The sequence below is a fragment of the Roseomonas indoligenes genome, from assembly GCF_017813365.1.
GTDB classification, from domain to species: domain Bacteria; phylum Pseudomonadota; class Alphaproteobacteria; order Acetobacterales; family Acetobacteraceae; genus Roseomonas; species Roseomonas indoligenes.
The window spans coordinates 160,983-178,258 of sequence record NZ_JAGIZA010000011.1; the positions used below are offsets into that span (position 1 = coordinate 160,983).

Below are 17,276 nucleotides of genomic sequence, written 5' to 3' on the forward strand. Positions count from 1 at the left end.
GTTCTGCCCTAGCAAGGCCGGGTCAAGGCCGCTAAACGCAGCCGGCCTGAAACACCAGACGAAACTGGAACCCATGCCGCGCGCGCTCATCACCGGTGTGACCGGACAGGACGGGGCCTACCTGTCGCAGCTTCTCCTCGACAAGGGCTACGAGGTGTTCGGCCTTCTGCGCCGTTCCTCCTCGGGCGACGTGATCGACGAGCGGCTGCGCTGGCTCGGCATCGCCGGCCGGGTGCGGATGATGGACGGCAACCTGCTGGACCTTTCCGCCCTGCTGCGGATCCTGCAGGAGGTCCAGCCGGACGAGGTGTACAACCTCGGCGCCCAGTCCTTCGTGAAGACCTCGTGGAACCAGCCGCTGCTAACGGGCCAGGTCACCGCGATGGGCGCCGGGAACATGCTGGAGGCGGTTCGCCTCGGCGCCCCGAACGCGCGCTTCTATCAGGCCTCCTCCTCCGAGATGTACGGCCTGATCCAGGAGCCGGTTCAGAGCGAGAAGACGCCCTTCTACCCCCGCTCCCCCTACGCGGTGGCGAAGCTTTACGCGCACTGGATGACGGTGAACTACCGCGAGAGCTTCGGCCTGCACGCCAGCAGCGGGATCCTGTTCAACCATGAGAGCCCGCTGCGCGGCATCGAGTTCGTGACCCGCAAGGTCACGGACGGCGCCGCCCGCATCAAGCTCGGCCTGGCGCAGGAACTGCCCATGGGCAACCTGGACGCCAAGCGGGACTGGGGCCATGCGCGGGACTACGTGCAGGCCATGTGGCTGATGCTGCAGCAGGACACGCCGGACGACTACGTGGTGGCCACCGGCCGGACGGTGACGGTGCGGGACATGTGCCGCATCGCCTTCGAGCATGTCGGCCTGGGCTACGAGGATTTCGTGAAGGTGGACCCCGCCTTCATGCGCCCCGCCGAGGTGGACGTGCTGCTCGGCGATCCCGCCAAGGCGAAGGCGAAGCTCGGCTGGACGGCCGAGACGACGCTGGAGGACATGATCAAGGAGATGGTCGAGGCGGACCTCGCCCGTCACCGCGCGCGGATGCGCTAGGCCCGGTGGCCCGACCCGGCCGCATCCTGCTGACGGGAGCCGGGGGCTTCGTCGGCGGGCACCTGCTGCCCGCTCTGCGGGCCTCCTTCCCCGGCACGGTCCTGATCGGGACCACGCGGGGGCGGGCGGAAGGAAGCGTGGCCGGCGCGGACGAGACGCTGGTCCTCGACCTCGACGATCCCGCGGCGATGCCGGACGCCCTGGCGGCGGCCCGGCCGGATGCCGTGCTGCACCTCGCGGCCCGGGCCGATGTCGGCGCCTCCTTCCGGGACCCGCTGGCGGTCTGGCGCACGAACCTGACGGGCACGGTGGCGCTGGCGGAGGCCGTCCTGCGGGTCGCGCCCGCCGCGCCCTTCCTCCTCGCCTCCTCCGGCGAGGTCTATGGGATGGCCTTCAAGGCCGGCCGGCCGGTGGCGGAGGACGCGACGCCGGCCCCGGCCAATCCCTATGCCGCGAGCAAGGCGGCGGCCGACCTGGCGCTGGGCGAGCTGGCCCTTCGCGGCCTGCGCGCCGTGCGGCTGCGCCCCTTCACCCATACCGGCCCGGGACAGACCGACGGCTTCGTGGTGGCGGCCTTCGCCCACCAGGTCGCCCGGATCGAGGCCGGGCTGCAGGCCCCGGTGCTGCGGACCGGGGCGCTGGACCGCTGGCGCGACTTCCTCGACGTGCGCGACGTCTGCGCCGCCTATGTCGCCGCGCTGGAGCGGGCGGATGCGCTGACGCCAGGGGTCGCGCTGAACATCTGCTCCGGCACGCCCCGCCGGATCGGTGACATGCTGGACAGCCTCCTCCGCCTCTCCGGCGTCGAGGCGCGGGTGGAGCAGGAGGCGGCGCGGCTGCGGCCGACGGATGTGGAGCGGGTGCTGGGCGACAACAGCCGCGCCCGCGAGGCCCTCGGCTGGGCTCCCCGGATCGCCTGGGAGGACACGCTCCGGAGCGTGCTGGACGACTGGCGCGCGCGCGTGGCGGCGGAGAAGCGGGGCGGCTGAGGCCCGGCGGACCGGCTCGTCCGCCACGGCCTATCGAACCGCGGTCTGTTCAGGCCCTGGTGCCGGCCGCCGGCTCCAGGCCCGCCAGCAGGGCGCGGGCGGTGGCAGACCAGGACACCGGCTGGAACTCCCGCCCGATCCTCGCTTCGAGCGCCGCAATCTTCTCGGGGCTGGACATCACGCGGCGCAGCAGCGCGACCGCCTCCGGCACGTCATCCGGGTCGTGGTAGAGGCAGAAGGGGCCTCCGGCCTCCGGGATCGAGGTAGAGGAGGAGGCGATGCAGACCTTGCCGAAGGCCAGGCTCTCCGTCACCGGCAGGCCCCAGCCCTCGTAGTGCGAGGGAAAGAGGGTGAAGCGGCACCCGGCGTAGAGGGCGGCCAGTTCCGTGTCGCTCGGGTCCTCCACCAGCACCACCTTGCCCGCCAGCCAGCCGCAGTTCTCCAGCTGCTGCATGAGGTCGGCCACCATCCACCCGACCCGTCCGGCGAAGACGAGGCTCGGCACCTCCTCCGCCGGCATGGTGTCCAGCAGCCGGCGCCAGGCCCGGAAGGCCATGAGGTGGTTCTTCCGCGCCTCGATTGTTGAGACGAAGAGCGCGTAGCCCGGCGGCAGGGCGGCCACGCGGGGCGTAAGGCCGGGCGCCCCGGCCTGCTCCTGTCCGAAGCCGCTGCCGATGGGCAGGGCGATCGCCGGGCCTGGAAGGCTGAAGCCCAGCTGGGGCGCCAGCCGCTCCAGGTCCGCGGCGCTGGCGCGGGAGATGGCGAAGAACCGGTCCACCACGGGCAGGGTTGATGCCATCCAGGCCGTGAAGGTTCGGACGAGCCCGGGATCGCAGAACTCCGGCCGGGCCACCGGGATCAGGTCGTAGACCAGCAGGGCGACGGAGACGCCGGAGGCCTGCTTCACCCGCTGCAGCAGCGCCCCGTAATCCGTGCGGAACCAGGGCGAGCCCAGTATCAGCAACGTGTCGCCGGGCCGGGCGAGGGCCTTCAGATCGCCGCCCTCCGCTACGGCCTGGTCGGGCGGGCGGCCCGCGGCGGGGCGGAGGATGCGGCGCAGGGCGGCAAGGGTGCCTCTGCCGGCCCGCAGCCCGGCCCGCAGCGCCGAGCTTTGGGACCGCACCGCCTCGCCGAGCGGGAGGCGGATATCGGCCGGCAGGCGGGAGGCAAGGCGGCGCACCGCGCCCGACTGGCCGGGCGGTCGTGCGCCGGCGGGAACCCCGCTGGCCGTGGGCGGGCCTTCCGCGTGGCTGAGGACCTTGAACAGCGTCTCGACATCGGACCAGGGCACGGCGCGCATGGTGTCGCGGATCCGGTCGTGCCGGCAGAAGGCGACCTCTCCCGGGCGCTCGGCCAGCAGGGCGCGGTAGAGTTCATAGGACAGGCGCTGGATGCCGCTCGGGCGGCGGTTGACCAGCGCGTACTCGAACAGGTCCTCGACATCGATCCAGAAGGTCACGCGGACCTCCTGCAGGGATGCGGCCCTGTCCCGTCCGGACGGGCGTGGCACGGTTCGGTCATAAAATGGCGATACGCGATGCGTCCGGCGGTGCCAAGGATTGCGGTCCCATCGGGGCCGGCGGGGCGACAGCCCGGCATGCCTGTGCGATCCTGGCAGCCTTCCCATCGGTTCAGGAGAGATGCCTTGCCCGAAGCGCCGCGCGTGGTGATCGTCGGGGCGGGCGGCCATGCCAAGGTGATCATCGAGGCGCTGCAGGCCGCAGGCTTCCCGCCGCCGCTGGGCCTGGTGGACCCGCACCCGCCCGGCCCCCTCGTGCTTGGCGTGCCCGTGCTGGGCGGGGATGAGCGACTGGAGGCGTTGCGGGCCGAAGGGGCCGTTGCTGCGGTGGTGGCCCTTGGCGGGAACGGGCTCCGCCTTCGCGTGGGGAACAAGCTGGCCGCGCTCGGCTACGCGCTGCCGGCGGTGATCCATCCCGCCGCCCAGGTCTCGCCCAGCGCCTTCGTGGCGGAGGGGGCCGTCATCATGGCCCGGGCCTGCCTGGGGCCGGATGCCCGGATCGGGCGGCTGGCGATCGTCAACACCAATGCGGTGGTGGAGCACGACAACGTGCTGGGCGAGGCCGCCCATGTGGCGCCGGGCTGCGCCCTGGCGGGGAACGTGACGGTTGGGGACCGGGCCCTGGTCGGCGCCGGCTCCGCAGTGCGCCCGGGGATCACCATCGGGGCAGATGCCGTGATCGGTGCCGGATCCGCGGTGGTGCGGGACGTGCCGGCGGGCATAAGGGTCGGCGGGGCGCCCGCCCGCCCCCTGGCGGAGCGGGGCTGAAGGCAGCATCGGTGAATCCCTGCTTCATCCCGGCCGAAACCGGTGTAAGAGGCGGCGAAACACGGCCGGTCACGGCGCGGCAACGAAGGACGGCGATAAGAATGAGCGGTGCGACGATCCCGCAGCCCGAACGGCCGGCTCGCGCGGCGCAGCCCGTGATCCCCGTCTACCGGCCGGACCTCTCGGGCAACGAGCGGGCCTATGTGCTCAACTGCATCGAGAGCACCTGGATCTCCTCCCTCGGCGCCTATATCGGCAAGTTCGAGGCGGCGATCGCCGGCATTACCGGGGCGAAGCACGCGGCCGCGCTCTGCAACGGCACCGTCGCGCTGCACCTGCCGCTGCACTGCATGGGCATCGGGCCGGGGGACGAGGTGATCGTTCCCGCCTTCACCTACATCGCCTCCGTCAACACCATCGCCCAGACCGGCGCCACGCCCGTCTTCGCCGAGAGCCGCCGGGGTGACTGGCTGCTGGACCCGGAGGACATCGAGCGCCGGATCACGCCGCGGACCAAGGCGATCATGCCCGTCCACCTCTATGGCGGCGCCTGCGACATGCCGGCGATCATGGAGATCGCCCGCAGGCGCGGCGTGCGCGTGCTGGAGGACGCGGCGGAGGCGCTGGGCACCACCATCCACGGCCGCCATGTCGGCACCTTCGGCGATGCCGGCAGCTTTTCCTTCTTCGGCAACAAGACCGTGACGACCGGCGAGGGCGGCATGGTGGTGACGGATGACGACGACTTCGCGGCCCAGCTCCGCCAGGTGAAGGGCCAGGGTCAGTCCCTGACGCGCCGCTACTGGCACGAGGTGCTGGGCTTCAACTACCGGATGACCAATATCTGCGCGGCGATCGGCCTGGCACAGACGGAGCGCCTGCCGCAGATCCTGGCGGCCAAGCGGCGCCTGGCGGATTTCTACCGGCAGCACCTCTCCAACCTGCCCGTGACCTTCCAGGTGAAGGGTGATGGCGTGGAAAGCGCCGACTGGCTGGTCAGCCTGCTGCTGCCGCCCGGCACCGACCGGGACCGCGTGATGGCGGAGATGGGCGCGGCCGGGGTGGAGACCCGCCCGGTCTTCTACCCGGCGCACCATATGCCGATGTACCAGCAGGACGCGCATTTCCCCGTGGCCGAGGAGATCGCCGCGCGTGGCATCTCCCTCCCGAGCTTCCCTGCCCTGACCGATGACGAGCTGGGCCGGGTGTGCGAGGCGCTGACGGATGCGCTGCGGGCCCAAAGCAAAGCCTGATATCCGGCGGTTGCCCGGGAATTCCGGGGGGCGGCGCCCCCTGGTCCCGGACAGATATGAACGAAGACCCGGTCGGGCGCTCTCAGCCCAGTTCCGCCATCATGGCCTCGATCACCTGATCGGGCGGGCCGTCCGCCACGATGCGCCCGGCGTCGAGGCGGATGGCGCGCGTGCACCAGCGACGCACGATTTCCATGTCGTGCGTCGCGATAACCAGAATGTCGGCGCCGGAGACGAGCTCGGCGAGGCGGGCCTCGGCCTTGCCCATGAAGGCGGCGTCGCCGGCCAGGAACCACTCGTCCATCAGCAGGATCTGCGGCTGCATGGAGGTGGCGATGGCGAAGGCAAGGCGGATGGCCATGCCGGCGGAGTAGCCCTTGATCGGCACGTCCATGAACTCGCCGAGGCCGGCAAACTCCGCCACCTCCTCCTCCAGCCTCGCCTGCTCCGCCGGGCCCAGGTTCCGGTAGAGGGCGCGCAGGCGCACGTTCTCCCGGCCCGTGCTGTCCTGGTCCATGCCGGCGGCGGGATCGATCATGGAGCCGAGGGAACCATCGATGCTGAGGCGGCCGCCCACGGGCTCGTAGATGCCGGCGAGTGAGCGCAGCAGGGTCGTCTTGCCCGCGCCGTTCCGGCCGATCAGCGCCACGCGCTCGCCGGAGCCGATCCGGAAATCGAGGTCGCGCAGCGCGCTGACGACCACGCGGTTCGCCTCGTCCGTCCGGACCCGCGCGGCGGCGCGGGCGAGGAGGCGCTTTTTCAGGCTGCGGGCGGCGAGGTGGTAGAGCGGGAACTCGACCCGCAGCCCCTGGGCTTCGATCAGGGCCATCGGCTCAGACCCAGAATGCCAGGCGGCCGCGGAAGCGGGCGAAGAAGGTGAGCGACACGGCGCCGAGCACCACCGTGTAGACGACCGCAGCCAGCCAGACGAGCGGCGCGCCCCCGCCCTCCACCAGCGGCCCGCGCATGGTTTCCAGCACGGCGTAGAAGGGGTTGAGCGGCAGCCACACGGCCAGGCCCTTCAGCAGTTCCGGCTTCCAGAGGATGGGCGTGAGGAAGAAGGCGAGCTGCATGATGTTGGCCACGATCGGCCCGACGTCGCGGAACCGCGCGCAGACCATGCCGAGGAAGAGCGAGGCGAAGAAGGCGTTCGCCATCAGCAGGATGAGCCCGAGGATGGCGAGCGGCGCCTCCGGCCCCGGCAGGTGGCCGAAGATGGCGAAGACGACGAGGATGAGGGGCAGGCTATGCGCCGCCGTCAGCGCGTTGCGGAAGACGCTGCGCAGCGCGTGGACGGTGAAGGGCACGCGGAGCTGGCGAATCACCCCCTCCGCATGGGTCATGGCGATGCAGGCATCCGTGACCATCGCGTTGACGACGTTCCAGACCACGAGGCTGACGGTGAGGTGGGGCAGGTAGTCGGCGAGGCTTAGCCCCAGCAGGCGGGAGTAAAGCAGCCCCAGCCCCAGGATCATCAGCGCCGTGGACAGGGTCATCCAGAAAGGGCCGATGACGGAACCCCGGTATCGGTTCCGCAGGTCCAGCCGGGCGAGCGCCCATGCAAGGCGCCAGGATGCGAAGCCGTCCCGCAGATCCTTGCGGGCCAGCTCCGCGCGGCGGGGTGCGGCCGCGTCGAAGGCGTAGGTTTCGGGGGCGAGGATAGGACCTGCGAGCATTGCGCCGGGCCTATACACCGCCCGGTGCCCGGCCCGCCAGCAGTGGGCGCGGGATGCGGGCCGGTCTCAGGGCGCGCGGCTCAGCCGGGTTGGGCTGCCCGGCAGGACCGTCACGCGGTCCCCGGCTTTCAGGCCCCCGGCATCGGCCTGGATCACCTGCAGCTCCGTGCCGGTCTCCCCCCGCACGGTGATCTCCACCGCCGTGCCGCCCCCTTCGCGCAGGACGACGGGACGGGTGGCGAGAATGGTGCCGCGGGTTGGCGAGGCCCCGCCAGCGGAGGGTGCGGCGGGCGGCGGCGGGGCTGCCGGCTCCGGCCCGCAGGCCGTGAGCGGGGCGAGGAGAAGGAGGGCCAGGGGGGCGATGCGGTGGGCCGGGGAAGAGGCGTGGGCAGGGGCGAGCATAGATTCTTCCTCGACGAAGGCGCGGTGCCTGGCGGCCCGGAAGATGGCGCCGGCAAGCGGCCTGGCCAATCCCGCGGCCGGTCCGATTCGGCCTCCGGCCCCCTTGCGGCCGCAAAGTCTCCTTGCCGTGGCCGCAAGCTTCCGTTAGCCCTGCCACTGCGACAGTCAATCGCGGCCAACGGGGCCGGCGACACCGCGTGGGGACGCGGGGTCGATGGTGTCCCGCCCGCCGGGCAACCGGCAGGGCCGAAGTACAGGGGGTTGAGGGGATGAACCTGATCGCTCGCGGCGCGAATGCGCCGAGTCCGCAGGCTGCGCCCGCTCTCCGGCGCGGCGCCCGCGCCGTGGCGGCGATGTCGGTTCTGGCGGCGCTGGCGGCCTGCGGAAATCAGCCTGAGGCGTCGGGGCCGGTGACGAGCGCCCGCTCCACCTCCACCAGCCGCATCGCCAGCTACGATCCGCCCGGGCCGCCTTCCGACCCTTGGGGACCTTACATCCGCGAGGCGTCCAATCGCTTCGACGTGCCGGAGCGCTGGATTCGCGAGGTGATGCGCCAGGAGAGCGGTGGGCGGCTGACCGCCACCTCCCGCGTCGGTGCCATGGGCCTTCTGCAGCTGATGCCCGGCACCTATGCCGAGCTGAACGCCAAGCACGGCTTCGGGGACGACCCCTATCACCCCTGGGCCAACCTGATGGCCGGCACGGCCTATATCCGCGAGATGTACGACCTCTACGGCTCGCCAGGCTTCCTGGCGGCCTATAATGGTGGCCCGAAGCGGCTGGAGAACTATCTCTGGGCCGGCGGGCGGATGCCGGACGAGACGCGGAACTACGTTGCCCGCATTGGGCCCCGCCTGAGCGGCGAGCCGCGCCGCCGCGCGCCGGAAGAGGTTTACGCGGCCGCCGATATCGGCTTCAACCCGCCGTCCCGCCGGAGCAGCGGCGCCGACCCGGCGACCATGCTGGCGATCCGCGAGCAGCGGCGGAACGCCGCCGCCGATGTCCAGGTCGCGCGCCTCGCGCCCGGCACGGTCACGCGGATGGAGCCGATTCCCGATGGCTCCACCTACGCGTCCAGCCCGGCCGCGGCGCCGGTGCAGACGCAGCTCGCCTCGCTCGGGCCGAACGTGATCCGCATGGAGCCGATTCCCGACGGTTCCACCTACACGCAGCCGGAGCGCGTGGTGGTGGCCCAGATGGACCCGATCCCGGACGGCTCCACCTATCAGCGCGAGCCGGCGCCGGTGGTGGTCGCGCGGATGGATCCGATCCCCGACCCGCCCGCCCCCTCGCCCTCCGCCGCGCCGCGCGCCATGGCGGTGGCCTCGGCCGAGGCGGCGCCGGCCAACATGCCCTTCGAGCGGGCGACGCCGACGAGCCGCTTCTCCATCGTGCCCTCGGCCCAGGCCGGCACCCTGCCGGCCCCGATGACGCGGCAGAACGGCCTGCCGCCTGGGCTGATGCGCGCCGGCACCGTCATGCCCGTGGCTCCGTCCGCCGCCGCCGCTTCCGGCAGCTGGGGCATTCAGGTCGGCGCCTTCGCGAGCGAGAACCTGGCCCGGGACGCTGCCGGACAGGCGCGGAACGGTGCCGGCAATGGCCGCGCGACGGTGATGGCAGTGGCTCAGGGCCGCAGCACGCTCTACCGCGCCCGCGTCACCGGCCTCTCCCGCGACGCCGCGCAGAGCGCCTGCGACCGGCTGCGGTCCCGCGGCAACTGCATGATCGTCTCGCCCGAGAGCTGAGACAGGAAAGGCCGGCCGCCATCGCGACCGGCCCTTCAGGAAGGGATCGGGGGCCGGGGAGAAATCATCTCCCCGGCCCCTCCCTGTTTCAGGCACCCCCGGCTCAGGCCCCGACGACGACGGCGCCGCCGAACTTCTGCTCCACGAAGGCCTTCACCGCCGGGTCGGCGTAGCCGGCGGCCAGCTTCGCGGCCCAGGGGGCTCCCTCATCCGCACGGCGAACCACGACGAGGCAGGTGTAGGGGTTGGTCTTCGCGCCCTCCGCCGAATCCGTGGCAAGGCTATCACGGCCGGGCTGCAGGCCGGCGGGCACGGCGTAGTTGCCGGTGATGGCGGCGGCGTCCACGTCGTCGATCGCGCGGGCGATGGAGGCGGCCTCAAGCTCCCGGATGCGGAAGCGCTTCGGGTTCTCCGTAATGTCGGCCACCGTGGCGCGGAAATCGGCGCCGGCGCGCAGCTTGAAGAACCCGGCCTCGGCCAGCAGCACCAGGGCGCGGCCGCCATTGGTCGGGTCGTTCGGGATCGCGATGGTGGCGCCGTTCGGCAGGTCGGCCACCGCCTTGTACTTGCGGCTGAACACGGCCATCGCCGTCAGCACGGTCTTGCCCACGGCCACGAAGTCGTAGCCGCGCTGCTGCTTCTGCGCCTCCAGGAAGGGGGCGTGCTGGTAGACGTTGGCGTCGATTTCACCGCCCTGCAGGGCGACGTTGGGCTGGATGAAGTCGGCGAACTCCGTGATGCGGACGGTGAAGTTGTCCTTGGCGAGGACGTCGCGCACCTGTTCCAGCACCTGGGCGTGGACGCCGGCGGTGACGCCGACGCGGAGCGGGCGGGCGGCGGTGCCGAAGGCGGCGCCTTGCGCCAGCGCGCCGCGCGCGAGGATGAGCGCGGGCGCGGCGAGGAGGAGGGAGCGGCGGAGCATGGCTGCGTTTCCTTGATGCGGGTTCAGAAGGCGGGGATTGCGGCGCCTTGGAAAGTCGCTTCGACGAACTTCTTCACCTCGTCGTTCTGGTAGGCGGCCAGAAGGCGGCGCACCCAGGGGGCGTCCTTGTCCTGCGTGCGAACGGCGATGAGGTTGGCATAGGGGCTGTCACCGCTCTCCATCGCCAGGGAATCGCGCACCGGGTTCAGCCCGGCGGGGACGGCGAAGTTGGTGTTGATGGCGGCCAGGTCCACATCCTCCAGCACGCGCGGGATCTGCGCGGCTTCCAGCTCCGTCACGCGGACGCGCTTCGGGTTGGCGGTGATGTCGGCAACCGTCGCGGTGTGGTCGGCGCCCGGCCTCAGGCTGAACAGCCCGGCCTTGGCCAGTAGCACCAGGGCGCGGCCGCCGTTGCTGGGATCGTTCGGGATCGCCACTCGGGCGCCGTTCGGCACCTCCCCCACGGACTTCACGCGGCGGGAGTAGAGGCCCATCGGGAAGATCAGCGTCTTGCCGACGGCCACCAGCGGCAGGCGGCGGTCGCGCACCGCGGCGTCCAGGAAGGGCTGGTGTTGGTAGGAGTTGGCGTCCAGGTCGCCGGCGGCCAGGGCGGCGTTGGGCTGGATGTAGTCGGTGAACTCCACCACGCGGATCGCCAGCCCGTCGCGCGCCGCGATCTCCCGCACCTTCTCCATCACCTGGGATTGCGGCCCGGCGGTGGCGCCGACGCGGATGGGGCGCGCGGCGGTGCCGACATCCTGCGCGCGCGCGACCGCGGGCAGGACGAGGGGGGAGAGGGCGGTGAGGGCCGCGAGGCGGCGGCGTGTGACGGGCATGGTTCTTCTTCCCAGTGTGTCAGCGCCGGCTGGTGCGCCGGACGAGCCAGTCCCCCAGGGATTGCAGCCCCTGGACGAAGAGGATGAGGATGACGACGACGGTCGCCATCACCTCCGGCATGAAGCGCTGGTAGCCGAAGCGGATGCCGAGATCGCCGAGCCCGCCGCCGCCGATCGCCCCCGCCATGGCGGAATAGCCCACCAGGCTGACGAGGGTGACCGTGACGGCCGCGATCAGGCCGGGCATCGCTTCCGGCACCAGGACGCGGGTGAGGATCTGGGTGCGGGTGGCGCCCATGGCGCGGGCCGCCTCGATCACGCCGCGGTCCACCTCGCGCAGCGCGTTCTCGAACAGGCGGGCGATGAAGGCGATGGCGGCCAGGGCCAGCGGGACCATGGCCGCGGTGGTGCCGATGGAGGTGCCGACCACCATGCGCGTGAAGGGCACGATCGCCACCATCAGGATGATGAAAGGCGTGGAGCGCACGGCGTTGATCAGCAGCCCGATCGGCCGGTTGGCCCAGCCATTGGGCGAGAGCCCGCCCTGCCCGGTGGAGTAGAGCAGCAGGGCGAGGGGCAGGCCGACGACCACGGCGATGATCGTGCTGCCGAAGGTCATCAGCAGCGTTTCCCACGCCGCCTCGATCATCAGGTCCGTCAGGGCAGGGGGCAGCCAGGGAATCATGCCAGGTCCTCCGCAATTTCGGAGACGTCGAGGCCGAGGCCGCGCATCCAGGCGGTGGCCTCCGCGATGGCGGGGGACGGGCCATAGGCGGCAAGGGCCATGAGGCCGTAAGGCTCCCTCCCGATCGCGTCGATGCGGCCGGAGACGATGTTCAGGTCCAGCCCGAAGCGGCGGGAGGCCTCGCTGACCACGGCGCGGGTGGATGAGGGGCCGGCGAAGAGAACCTGCAGAAGCCGCCGCTCCTCGCCCGGGTTCGGCGCGGGCAGCTGGGCCACGGTGCCGGGGGGCACGACATGGCCGATCACCTCGGAGACGAAGCGGCGGGTGGTGGGGTGCGCTGGGCGGGTGAAGACGTCGAAGACGCGGCCCTCCTCGATCACCTTTCCCGCCTCCATGACAGCCACGCGGTCGCAGACCGCCTTCACCACCGCCATTTCATGGGTGATCAGCAGCACCGTCAGGTCCAGCCGGTCCCGGATGGAGCGGATGAGGGCGAGGATCTCCTCCGTCGTCTCCGGGTCCAGCGCGCTCGTCGCCTCGTCGCAGAGGAGGACGCGGGGGCGGGAGGCGAGGGCGCGGGCGATGCCCACGCGCTGCTTCTGCCCGCCGGAAAGCTGGGCGGGGTAGTGGTTCCGCCGATCCTCCAGCCCGACCAGGGGAAGCAACTCGGCCACCCGCGCCTCGCGCTCGGCCCGCGGGATGCCGGCGATTTCCAGCGGGAAGGCGATGTTCCCCGCCACCGTGCGGGAGGAGAGCAGGTTGAAGTGCTGGAACACCATGCCGATCCCGCGCCGCGCGGCGCGCAGGGCCGATTCGTCCAGCCGCGTCACCTCCTGGCCCAGCACCGTCACGCGGCCGGAATCCGGCCGTTCCAGCAGGTTCACGCAGCGCAGGAGGGTGGACTTGCCGGCACCGGAGCGGCCGACGATGCCGAAGACCTCGCCCGGCGCGACGTCGAGGGAAACGCCGTCCAGCGCGCGCAGCGGCGTGCCGCGGCCGCGGTACTCGCGGACCAGCGCTTGGAGGGAAATGGCCGGCGGGGGGCCGGAAGGCTCGGACATGATGGGGAACCCGAAGCGGGGAGGGGGCGGTCAGGCCCGCGGGGTCTGCCACGGATGCGGGGCGCAGGAAATCCGGCACGACGCGACCCCGTCCTGCGCCGCGGGTCCGGCGACGGCAGGGCGCCCTTGGCAACGCGGCCGCGCGAGGCGCACAGGCTTTCTCCTGTCCGTAAGCGTATTTTCGCTATTGCACCTAATTAGACAGTGCAAATCTGTCAACGCGGCCAGACGGGTTGCCGCCTGCGCGGGCGGGCCGCACGATCCCGCCCATGAGCACGCTTCCCGGTTTCGACGATGTCCGCGCCGCCGCCGAGCGGCTGAAGGGGCGTGTGGTCCGCACGCCCATGCTGCGACACCCCGTGCTGGACGCGGCCGTGGGTGGGACGGTGCTGATCAAGCCGGAGCCGTTGCAGCGCACCGGTTCCTTCAAGTTCCGGGGCGCGACGAATGCCGTGCTGCGCTTGCCGGCGGAGAAGCGCGCGGGCGGGGTGGTGACGCATTCCTCCGGCAACCACGGCCAGGCCATCGCCTGCGCCTCGGCGGCGGAGGGCGTGCGCGCGCTGGTGGCGATGCCGCAGGACGCACCCTCCATCAAGGTGGAGAGCACGCGGCGCTGGGGCGCCGAGGTCGTCTTCTTCGATCGCCTGTCCACGGACCGGGATGCCCTGGCGCAGAAGCTTGCCGAGGAGCGCGGCGCCACCATCATCCCGCCCTTCGACCATCCCGATGTAATCGCGGGCCAGGGCACGGTGGCGGTGGAGCTGATCGAGGATGCAGGGGCGGCCGGGCTTCGGCTCGACGCGCTGGCGATCTGCACGGGCGGCGGCGGCCTGACCGGCGGATGCGCGCTGGCGGTGGAAGGGATGAGCCCGGGGACGGAGGTCTTCGCCGTCGAGCCGGAGGGTTGGGACGACACGGCCCGCTCGCTCGCTGCCGGGCAGCGGGTCCGGGCGGATGGGAAGGGATCCACCTTCTGCGATTCCCTGCTCTCGGCCACGCCGGGGGAGATCACCTTCGCCATCAACGCCCCGCGCCTGGCGGGCGGCGTTTCCGTCACGCCGGAAGAGGTGCTGAAGGCCATGCGCTTCGCCTTCGACCACCTGAAGATCGTGGTGGAGCCCGGCGGCGCCGTTGCGCTCGCCGCCGTGCTGGCGGGCTACGTCCCCGCGAAGGGCCGGACCCTCGGCGTGGTGCTGAGCGGCGGGAACGTCGATCCCGCCGTCTTCACGCGCGCCATGGCCTGATCTCCGGCGGGGATCGCCGGATCAGGTGTAGCCCTTGTTCCGGTGGTCCTCGGAGGCCTCTTCCTGGGTTTCGGCCCCGGCCTGGGAGCCGCCCGAGGACGTACCGCCGCTGGACGTGCCGCCGCTGGACGAGGTGCTGGCCGACGAGCTGCCGCCCGAGGAGGTTTGCCCGCCGGAGGAGGCGCCGCCCTCGGCCGGGCGGAAGTCGAAGCTGCCGTCCGTGCTCTGCCAGCTCTGGACCGTCAGCACCTTGGCGCCGCCCTTGCTCTCATGCGGGCCGTGGACCACGCCCTTGGCATGGGTGAGGAAGGCGCCGACGCCCAGGGTTTCCCCGGCCTCGATCAGGTCGCCTTCCAGCACGTAGTGCATCTCGTCGCCCGCCTCGTGGGAATGAGCCGGGATCACCCCACCCGCTGGCAGGTGGACGATGGAGGTGACGACGCCCTTCGCCCGGTCCTCGTTCAGGATCTGGATCCGGAACTCGCCCGTGGCGCCCGGGATTTCGAAGGGCACCGCCTCGCCCGCCGATGCCATCTTCAGGCCATGACCCGCCATGTGCTGCCTCCGTCCGCTTGAGCGCATCGAACGTGGCCCCGGATCGGGAAGTTGCCAGGGCGGAGAATTAGGCGGCCTTCAGATGCTCCAGCAGGCGGGGCATCAACTCCACGAGGTTGCAGGGGCGGAAGCGGGAATCGAACTGGTGGACGAGGATGTCGTCCCACCCGTCCTTCACCGCCCCGGTGCTGCCGGGCAGGGCAAAGAGGTAGGTTCCGCCGGAGACCCCGCCAATGGCCCGGGACTGGATCGTGGAGGGGCCTATCTTTTGATAGCTGAGCATCCGGAACAGCTCCCCGAAGCCGGTGATCTCCTTCTCCAGCACGCGGGAGAAGGCCTCCGGCGTCACGTCGCGGCCGGTAATTCCGGTGCCGCCGGTGGTGATGACGCAGTCCACCTGCTGGTCGGCGATCCAGCGGCGCAGGTGAAGCTCGATCATCTCGGCATCGTCCCGGCAGATGGCGCGATCGGCCAGGCGGTGCCCGGCGGCCTCGATCCGGGCGGCCAGGGTGTCGCCGGATCGGTCGGAGGCGAGGTCGCGCGTGTCGCTCACCGTCAGGACGGCGATGTTCACGGGCAGGAAGGTCCGGGTCTCGTCGATGGGCATGCTGGGCACTCCTCTGGCGGGAATATAGGCTGGCCGGGCCGCGCAGCCGCCCCCTTCGCGGCGCGTTCCCGCCATGGCAGGGTCCCTCCCCTGTCCGAGAGGAGATTCCGATGCCGCGGCTGCTGAACGCCCTGGGGTTTGTCGCCTTCGTGGTCGGGGCGGTCGCGCTCGCGTTTGCCCTCTACATCCTGCTGGCCGGGGTGATCGGCTGGAACCCCTTCAGCACCGTCAGGCCGATGCTCGCCAGCGTGAATGCCATGATCACCATGGGCGTGATCGGGATCGTGCTGATGATGATCGGAGCCATGCTGGCCGTGGCGGCCGCCCGGGCCGCGTGGCGGCGAGAGATGCAGGCGGTGGTGGCACCGTAGCGCCACCCGGCCCTTCTACCACTCCCCGAGGAAGACGCCGGCCCGCTTGTGGCTGTCCGTCCGAAGCTCCGCCTCCGCCCAGGTGATGGTGGTGCGGCGCTTCAGGCCCTGGAACCAGGACAGAAGCCGCTCCCGCATCTCCCCGCAGACTTCACCCATGGCAGGATCGGCGCCGAGGTCGTTCAGCTCCCCGGGATCGGCCTGCAGGTCGAAGAGCATCGGCCGCAGCCCGTCCGTCCAGTGCACGTATTTCCAGCGCTCCGCCCGCACCATCCAGGCGTGGTGGTGTCCGGTCGGCAGGCCCAGGCGCCGGCGGGCGCCGCGGAAGGTCCAGTCCAGCTCGGAGATCGCGGCGTCCCGCCACTTCACCTCCCGCCCGCGAGTGAGAGGGAGGAGGGAGCGGCCGTCGATCACGTGCTCCGCCGGGTCCAGGGCCAGCGCGTCCAGCACCGTCGGCACCACGTCGATCGCCTCGGCGAAGCGGTGCTCCACCGTGCCGCGCGTCGCGTCCGCCTCTGGTGAGGGATCGTAGAGGAGGAAGGGCACGCGCTGGATGCAATCGTGGAACAGCTCCTTCTCGCCGAGCCAGTGATCGCCGAGGTAGTCGCCGTGATCGGCGCAGAAGACCACCAGGGTGTCCTTCCACCGCCCCAGCCGCTCCATCGCCTCCCAGACGCGGCCGAGATGGTGATCCAGCTGCGCGATCAGGCCCTGGTAGGCTGGTCGCACCGTCTCCACCGTCTCGTCGCGGGAAAAGTTCTGCGCCACCTCCTCGTTCTGGAACTCGCGCAGCACCGGGTGGGCCTCCGGCCCGCGCTCCGCCTCGCCGCGCATCACGGGCAGGCAGTCCTCCGGCCCGAACATGGCGTGGTAGGGGGCGGGCGCGATGTAGGGCCAGTGCGGCTTTACGTAGGAGAGGTGGAGCACCCAGGGCTTGTCTCCTTGCTCCTCCATGAAGCGGATGCCGGTATCGGTGGTGTATGCCGTCTCGCTGTGCTCCTCCCTCACGCGGGCGGGGTAGCGGGCGTTGCGCATCTTCCAGCCGGAGAGCGGGCCATCGGGTCCGTCCACGGCGATGACGTAGTCGGTCCAGGGATCCTTACTGTCGTAGCCCTTGGAGCGGAGCCAGTCCGCGTAAGCGGAATCGGGCTCCCCATGATGGCCGTCGTGCCGGTCCACCAGGGTGAACCAGCCCTCGTCCAGCAGCACCTTCAGCTCGCTCGCGCCGTCCACCTCCAGCCGTGCCTGACCGCGCGCATCGGGCAGCACATGAGTCTTGCCGGCGAGGGCGAGGGTGCGCCCGGCCTCGCGCAGGTGCCAGCCCAGCGTCACCTCACCGACCGAGAGCGGCACGCGGTTGTGCGTGGCCCCGTGCGAGGAGACGTAGCGGCCGGTGTAGTAGGACATACGCGACGGCCCGCAGATGCCGGACTGCACATAGGCCTGGGCGAAGCGCACGCCGCGCGCGGCCAGGGCATCAAGATTGGGTGTGGGGAGATGCGGGTGTCCCGCGCAGGACATGTGATCCCAGCGGAATTGGTCCGCCATCACGAACAGCACGTTGCGAACGGTCATGCCGACCTTGTCTT

Annotated in this window: 18 protein-coding genes; 7 read left to right on the plus strand and 11 right to left on the minus strand. The window is 71.4% G+C overall.

Features of this window, described 5'->3' with window-relative positions; genetic code table 11:
* The first annotated feature begins 73 nt into the window (after positions 1-73).
* Positions 74-1,054: a GDP-mannose 4,6-dehydratase gene (gene gmd, locus J5Y10_RS17985; protein WP_209375414.1), complete on the plus strand. Its 981-nt coding sequence runs from the start codon at positions 74-76 to the stop codon at positions 1,052-1,054.
* Positions 1,055-1,059: 5 nt separating this feature from the next.
* Positions 1,060-2,043 carry an NAD-dependent epimerase/dehydratase family protein gene (locus J5Y10_RS17990; RefSeq protein WP_209375415.1) on the plus strand — a complete coding sequence of 328 codons (984 nt, stop codon included), beginning with the start codon at positions 1,060-1,062 and terminating at the stop codon, positions 2,041-2,043.
* A 49-nt stretch (positions 2,044-2,092) separates the two neighbouring features.
* Here J5Y10_RS17990 and J5Y10_RS17995 read toward each other — a convergent pair whose 3' ends face one another.
* Positions 2,093-3,502, minus strand: a complete 1,410-nt coding sequence (locus J5Y10_RS17995) for a glycosyltransferase family 4 protein (RefSeq protein ID WP_342452956.1) — start codon at positions 3,500-3,502, stop codon at positions 2,093-2,095.
* Between the two features lie 186 nt (positions 3,503-3,688).
* Here J5Y10_RS17995 and J5Y10_RS18000 point away from each other — a divergent pair, with 186 nt between their 5' ends.
* Positions 3,689-4,330, plus strand: a complete 642-nt coding sequence (locus J5Y10_RS18000) for an acetyltransferase (RefSeq protein WP_209375417.1) — start codon at positions 3,689-3,691, stop codon at positions 4,328-4,330.
* 101 nt (positions 4,331-4,431) lie between these two features.
* On the plus strand, positions 4,432-5,583 hold the full coding sequence (locus J5Y10_RS18005; RefSeq protein ID WP_209375418.1) for a DegT/DnrJ/EryC1/StrS family aminotransferase: 1,152 nt from the start codon (positions 4,432-4,434) through the stop codon (positions 5,581-5,583).
* Positions 5,584-5,665: 82 nt separating this feature from the next.
* Here the strand turns inward: J5Y10_RS18005 and J5Y10_RS18010 are convergent, their stop codons facing one another.
* From J5Y10_RS18010 to J5Y10_RS18020, 3 genes are all read right to left on the minus strand, one after another.
* Positions 5,666-6,412, minus strand: coding sequence for an ABC transporter ATP-binding protein (locus J5Y10_RS18010; protein WP_209375419.1), 747 nt, complete (start codon positions 6,410-6,412; stop codon positions 5,666-5,668).
* A gap of 4 nt (positions 6,413-6,416) precedes the next feature.
* Entirely contained in the window at positions 6,417-7,259 is an 843-nt protein-coding gene (locus tag J5Y10_RS18015) for an ABC transporter permease (protein WP_209375420.1), read from the minus strand.
* Between the two features lie 66 nt (positions 7,260-7,325).
* Positions 7,326-7,661 carry a hypothetical protein gene (locus J5Y10_RS18020; protein ID WP_209375421.1) on the minus strand — a complete coding sequence of 112 codons (336 nt, stop codon included), beginning with the start codon at positions 7,659-7,661 and terminating at the stop codon, positions 7,326-7,328.
* 269 nt (positions 7,662-7,930) lie between these two features.
* On the opposite strand from J5Y10_RS18020, the gene J5Y10_RS18025 reads away from it, so the two are divergent.
* Entirely contained in the window at positions 7,931-9,406 is a 1,476-nt protein-coding gene (locus J5Y10_RS18025; RefSeq protein ID WP_209375422.1) for a lytic transglycosylase domain-containing protein, read from the plus strand.
* 103 nt (positions 9,407-9,509) lie between these two features.
* On the opposite strand, the gene J5Y10_RS18030 is transcribed toward J5Y10_RS18025, so the two are convergent.
* The 4 genes from J5Y10_RS18030 to J5Y10_RS18045 are packed head-to-tail and all read right to left on the minus strand — an operon-like array spanning position 9,510 to position 12,910.
* Positions 9,510-10,328, minus strand: a complete 819-nt coding sequence (locus tag J5Y10_RS18030; protein ID WP_209375423.1) for a MetQ/NlpA family ABC transporter substrate-binding protein — start codon at positions 10,326-10,328, stop codon at positions 9,510-9,512.
* Between the two features lie 23 nt (positions 10,329-10,351).
* Positions 10,352-11,164: a MetQ/NlpA family ABC transporter substrate-binding protein gene (locus tag J5Y10_RS18035; RefSeq protein ID WP_209375424.1), complete on the minus strand. Its 813-nt coding sequence runs from the start codon at positions 11,162-11,164 to the stop codon at positions 10,352-10,354.
* Between the two features lie 19 nt (positions 11,165-11,183).
* A complete protein-coding gene (locus J5Y10_RS18040) occupies positions 11,184-11,849 on the minus strand; it encodes a methionine ABC transporter permease (RefSeq protein ID WP_209375425.1) in 666 nt (221 codons plus the stop codon).
* A complete protein-coding gene (locus tag J5Y10_RS18045; RefSeq protein WP_209375426.1) occupies positions 11,846-12,910 on the minus strand; it encodes a methionine ABC transporter ATP-binding protein in 1,065 nt (354 codons plus the stop codon). Before J5Y10_RS18045 ends, J5Y10_RS18040 begins: the two co-directional genes overlap by 4 nt.
* Positions 12,911-13,179: 269 nt before the next feature.
* Here J5Y10_RS18045 and J5Y10_RS18050 point away from each other — a divergent pair, with 269 nt between their 5' ends.
* Positions 13,180-14,154, plus strand: a complete 975-nt coding sequence (locus J5Y10_RS18050; RefSeq protein WP_209375427.1) for a threonine ammonia-lyase — start codon at positions 13,180-13,182, stop codon at positions 14,152-14,154.
* A gap of 21 nt (positions 14,155-14,175) precedes the next feature.
* Here the strand turns inward: J5Y10_RS18050 and J5Y10_RS18055 are convergent, their stop codons facing one another.
* Positions 14,176-14,709 carry a cupin domain-containing protein gene (locus J5Y10_RS18055; RefSeq protein WP_209375428.1) on the minus strand — a complete coding sequence of 178 codons (534 nt, stop codon included), beginning with the start codon at positions 14,707-14,709 and terminating at the stop codon, positions 14,176-14,178.
* Positions 14,710-14,776: 67 nt separating this feature from the next.
* A complete protein-coding gene (moaB, locus tag J5Y10_RS18060; RefSeq protein ID WP_209375429.1) occupies positions 14,777-15,316 on the minus strand; it encodes a molybdenum cofactor biosynthesis protein B in 540 nt (179 codons plus the stop codon).
* Between the two features lie 110 nt (positions 15,317-15,426).
* On the opposite strand from moaB, the gene J5Y10_RS18065 reads away from it, so the two are divergent.
* Positions 15,427-15,687: a hypothetical protein gene (locus tag J5Y10_RS18065; RefSeq protein WP_209375430.1), complete on the plus strand. Its 261-nt coding sequence runs from the start codon at positions 15,427-15,429 to the stop codon at positions 15,685-15,687.
* 15 nt (positions 15,688-15,702) lie between these two features.
* Here the strand turns inward: J5Y10_RS18065 and J5Y10_RS18070 are convergent, their stop codons facing one another.
* On the minus strand, positions 15,703-17,262 hold the full coding sequence (locus J5Y10_RS18070; RefSeq protein WP_209375431.1) for a sulfatase-like hydrolase/transferase: 1,560 nt from the start codon (positions 17,260-17,262) through the stop codon (positions 15,703-15,705).
* Positions 17,263-17,276 lie beyond the last annotated feature (14 nt).

What these genes read in the sequence shown, in the direction of transcription:
- gmd (WP_209375414.1), top strand. Translation starts at nt 74, where the DNA reads ATGCCGCGCGCGCTCATCACCGGTGTGACCGGACAGGACGGGGCCTAC.
- J5Y10_RS18005 (WP_209375418.1), top strand. Translation starts at nt 4,432, where the DNA reads ATGAGCGGTGCGACGATCCCGCAGCCCGAACGGCCGGCTCGCGCGGCG.
- J5Y10_RS18010 (WP_209375419.1), bottom strand. Translation starts at nt 6,412, where the DNA reads ATGGCCCTGATCGAAGCCCAGGGGCTGCGGGTCGAGTTCCCGCTCTAC.
- J5Y10_RS18015 (WP_209375420.1), bottom strand. Translation starts at nt 7,259, where the DNA reads ATGCTCGCAGGTCCTATCCTCGCCCCCGAAACCTACGCCTTCGACGCG.
- J5Y10_RS18020 (WP_209375421.1), bottom strand. Translation starts at nt 7,661, where the DNA reads ATGCTCGCCCCTGCCCACGCCTCTTCCCCGGCCCACCGCATCGCCCCC.
- J5Y10_RS18025 (WP_209375422.1), top strand. Translation starts at nt 7,931, where the DNA reads ATGAACCTGATCGCTCGCGGCGCGAATGCGCCGAGTCCGCAGGCTGCG.
- J5Y10_RS18030 (WP_209375423.1), bottom strand. Translation starts at nt 10,328, where the DNA reads ATGCTCCGCCGCTCCCTCCTCCTCGCCGCGCCCGCGCTCATCCTCGCG.
- J5Y10_RS18035 (WP_209375424.1), bottom strand. Translation starts at nt 11,164, where the DNA reads ATGCCCGTCACACGCCGCCGCCTCGCGGCCCTCACCGCCCTCTCCCCC.
- J5Y10_RS18040 (WP_209375425.1), bottom strand. Translation starts at nt 11,849, where the DNA reads ATGATTCCCTGGCTGCCCCCTGCCCTGACGGACCTGATGATCGAGGCG.
- J5Y10_RS18045 (WP_209375426.1), bottom strand. Translation starts at nt 12,910, where the DNA reads ATGTCCGAGCCTTCCGGCCCCCCGCCGGCCATTTCCCTCCAAGCGCTG.
- J5Y10_RS18050 (WP_209375427.1), top strand. Translation starts at nt 13,180, where the DNA reads ATGAGCACGCTTCCCGGTTTCGACGATGTCCGCGCCGCCGCCGAGCGG.
- J5Y10_RS18055 (WP_209375428.1), bottom strand. Translation starts at nt 14,709, where the DNA reads ATGGCGGGTCATGGCCTGAAGATGGCATCGGCGGGCGAGGCGGTGCCC.
- moaB (WP_209375429.1), bottom strand. Translation starts at nt 15,316, where the DNA reads ATGCCCATCGACGAGACCCGGACCTTCCTGCCCGTGAACATCGCCGTC.
- J5Y10_RS18065 (WP_209375430.1), top strand. Translation starts at nt 15,427, where the DNA reads ATGCCGCGGCTGCTGAACGCCCTGGGGTTTGTCGCCTTCGTGGTCGGG.
- J5Y10_RS18070 (WP_209375431.1), bottom strand. Translation starts at nt 17,262, where the DNA reads ATGACCGTTCGCAACGTGCTGTTCGTGATGGCGGACCAATTCCGCTGG.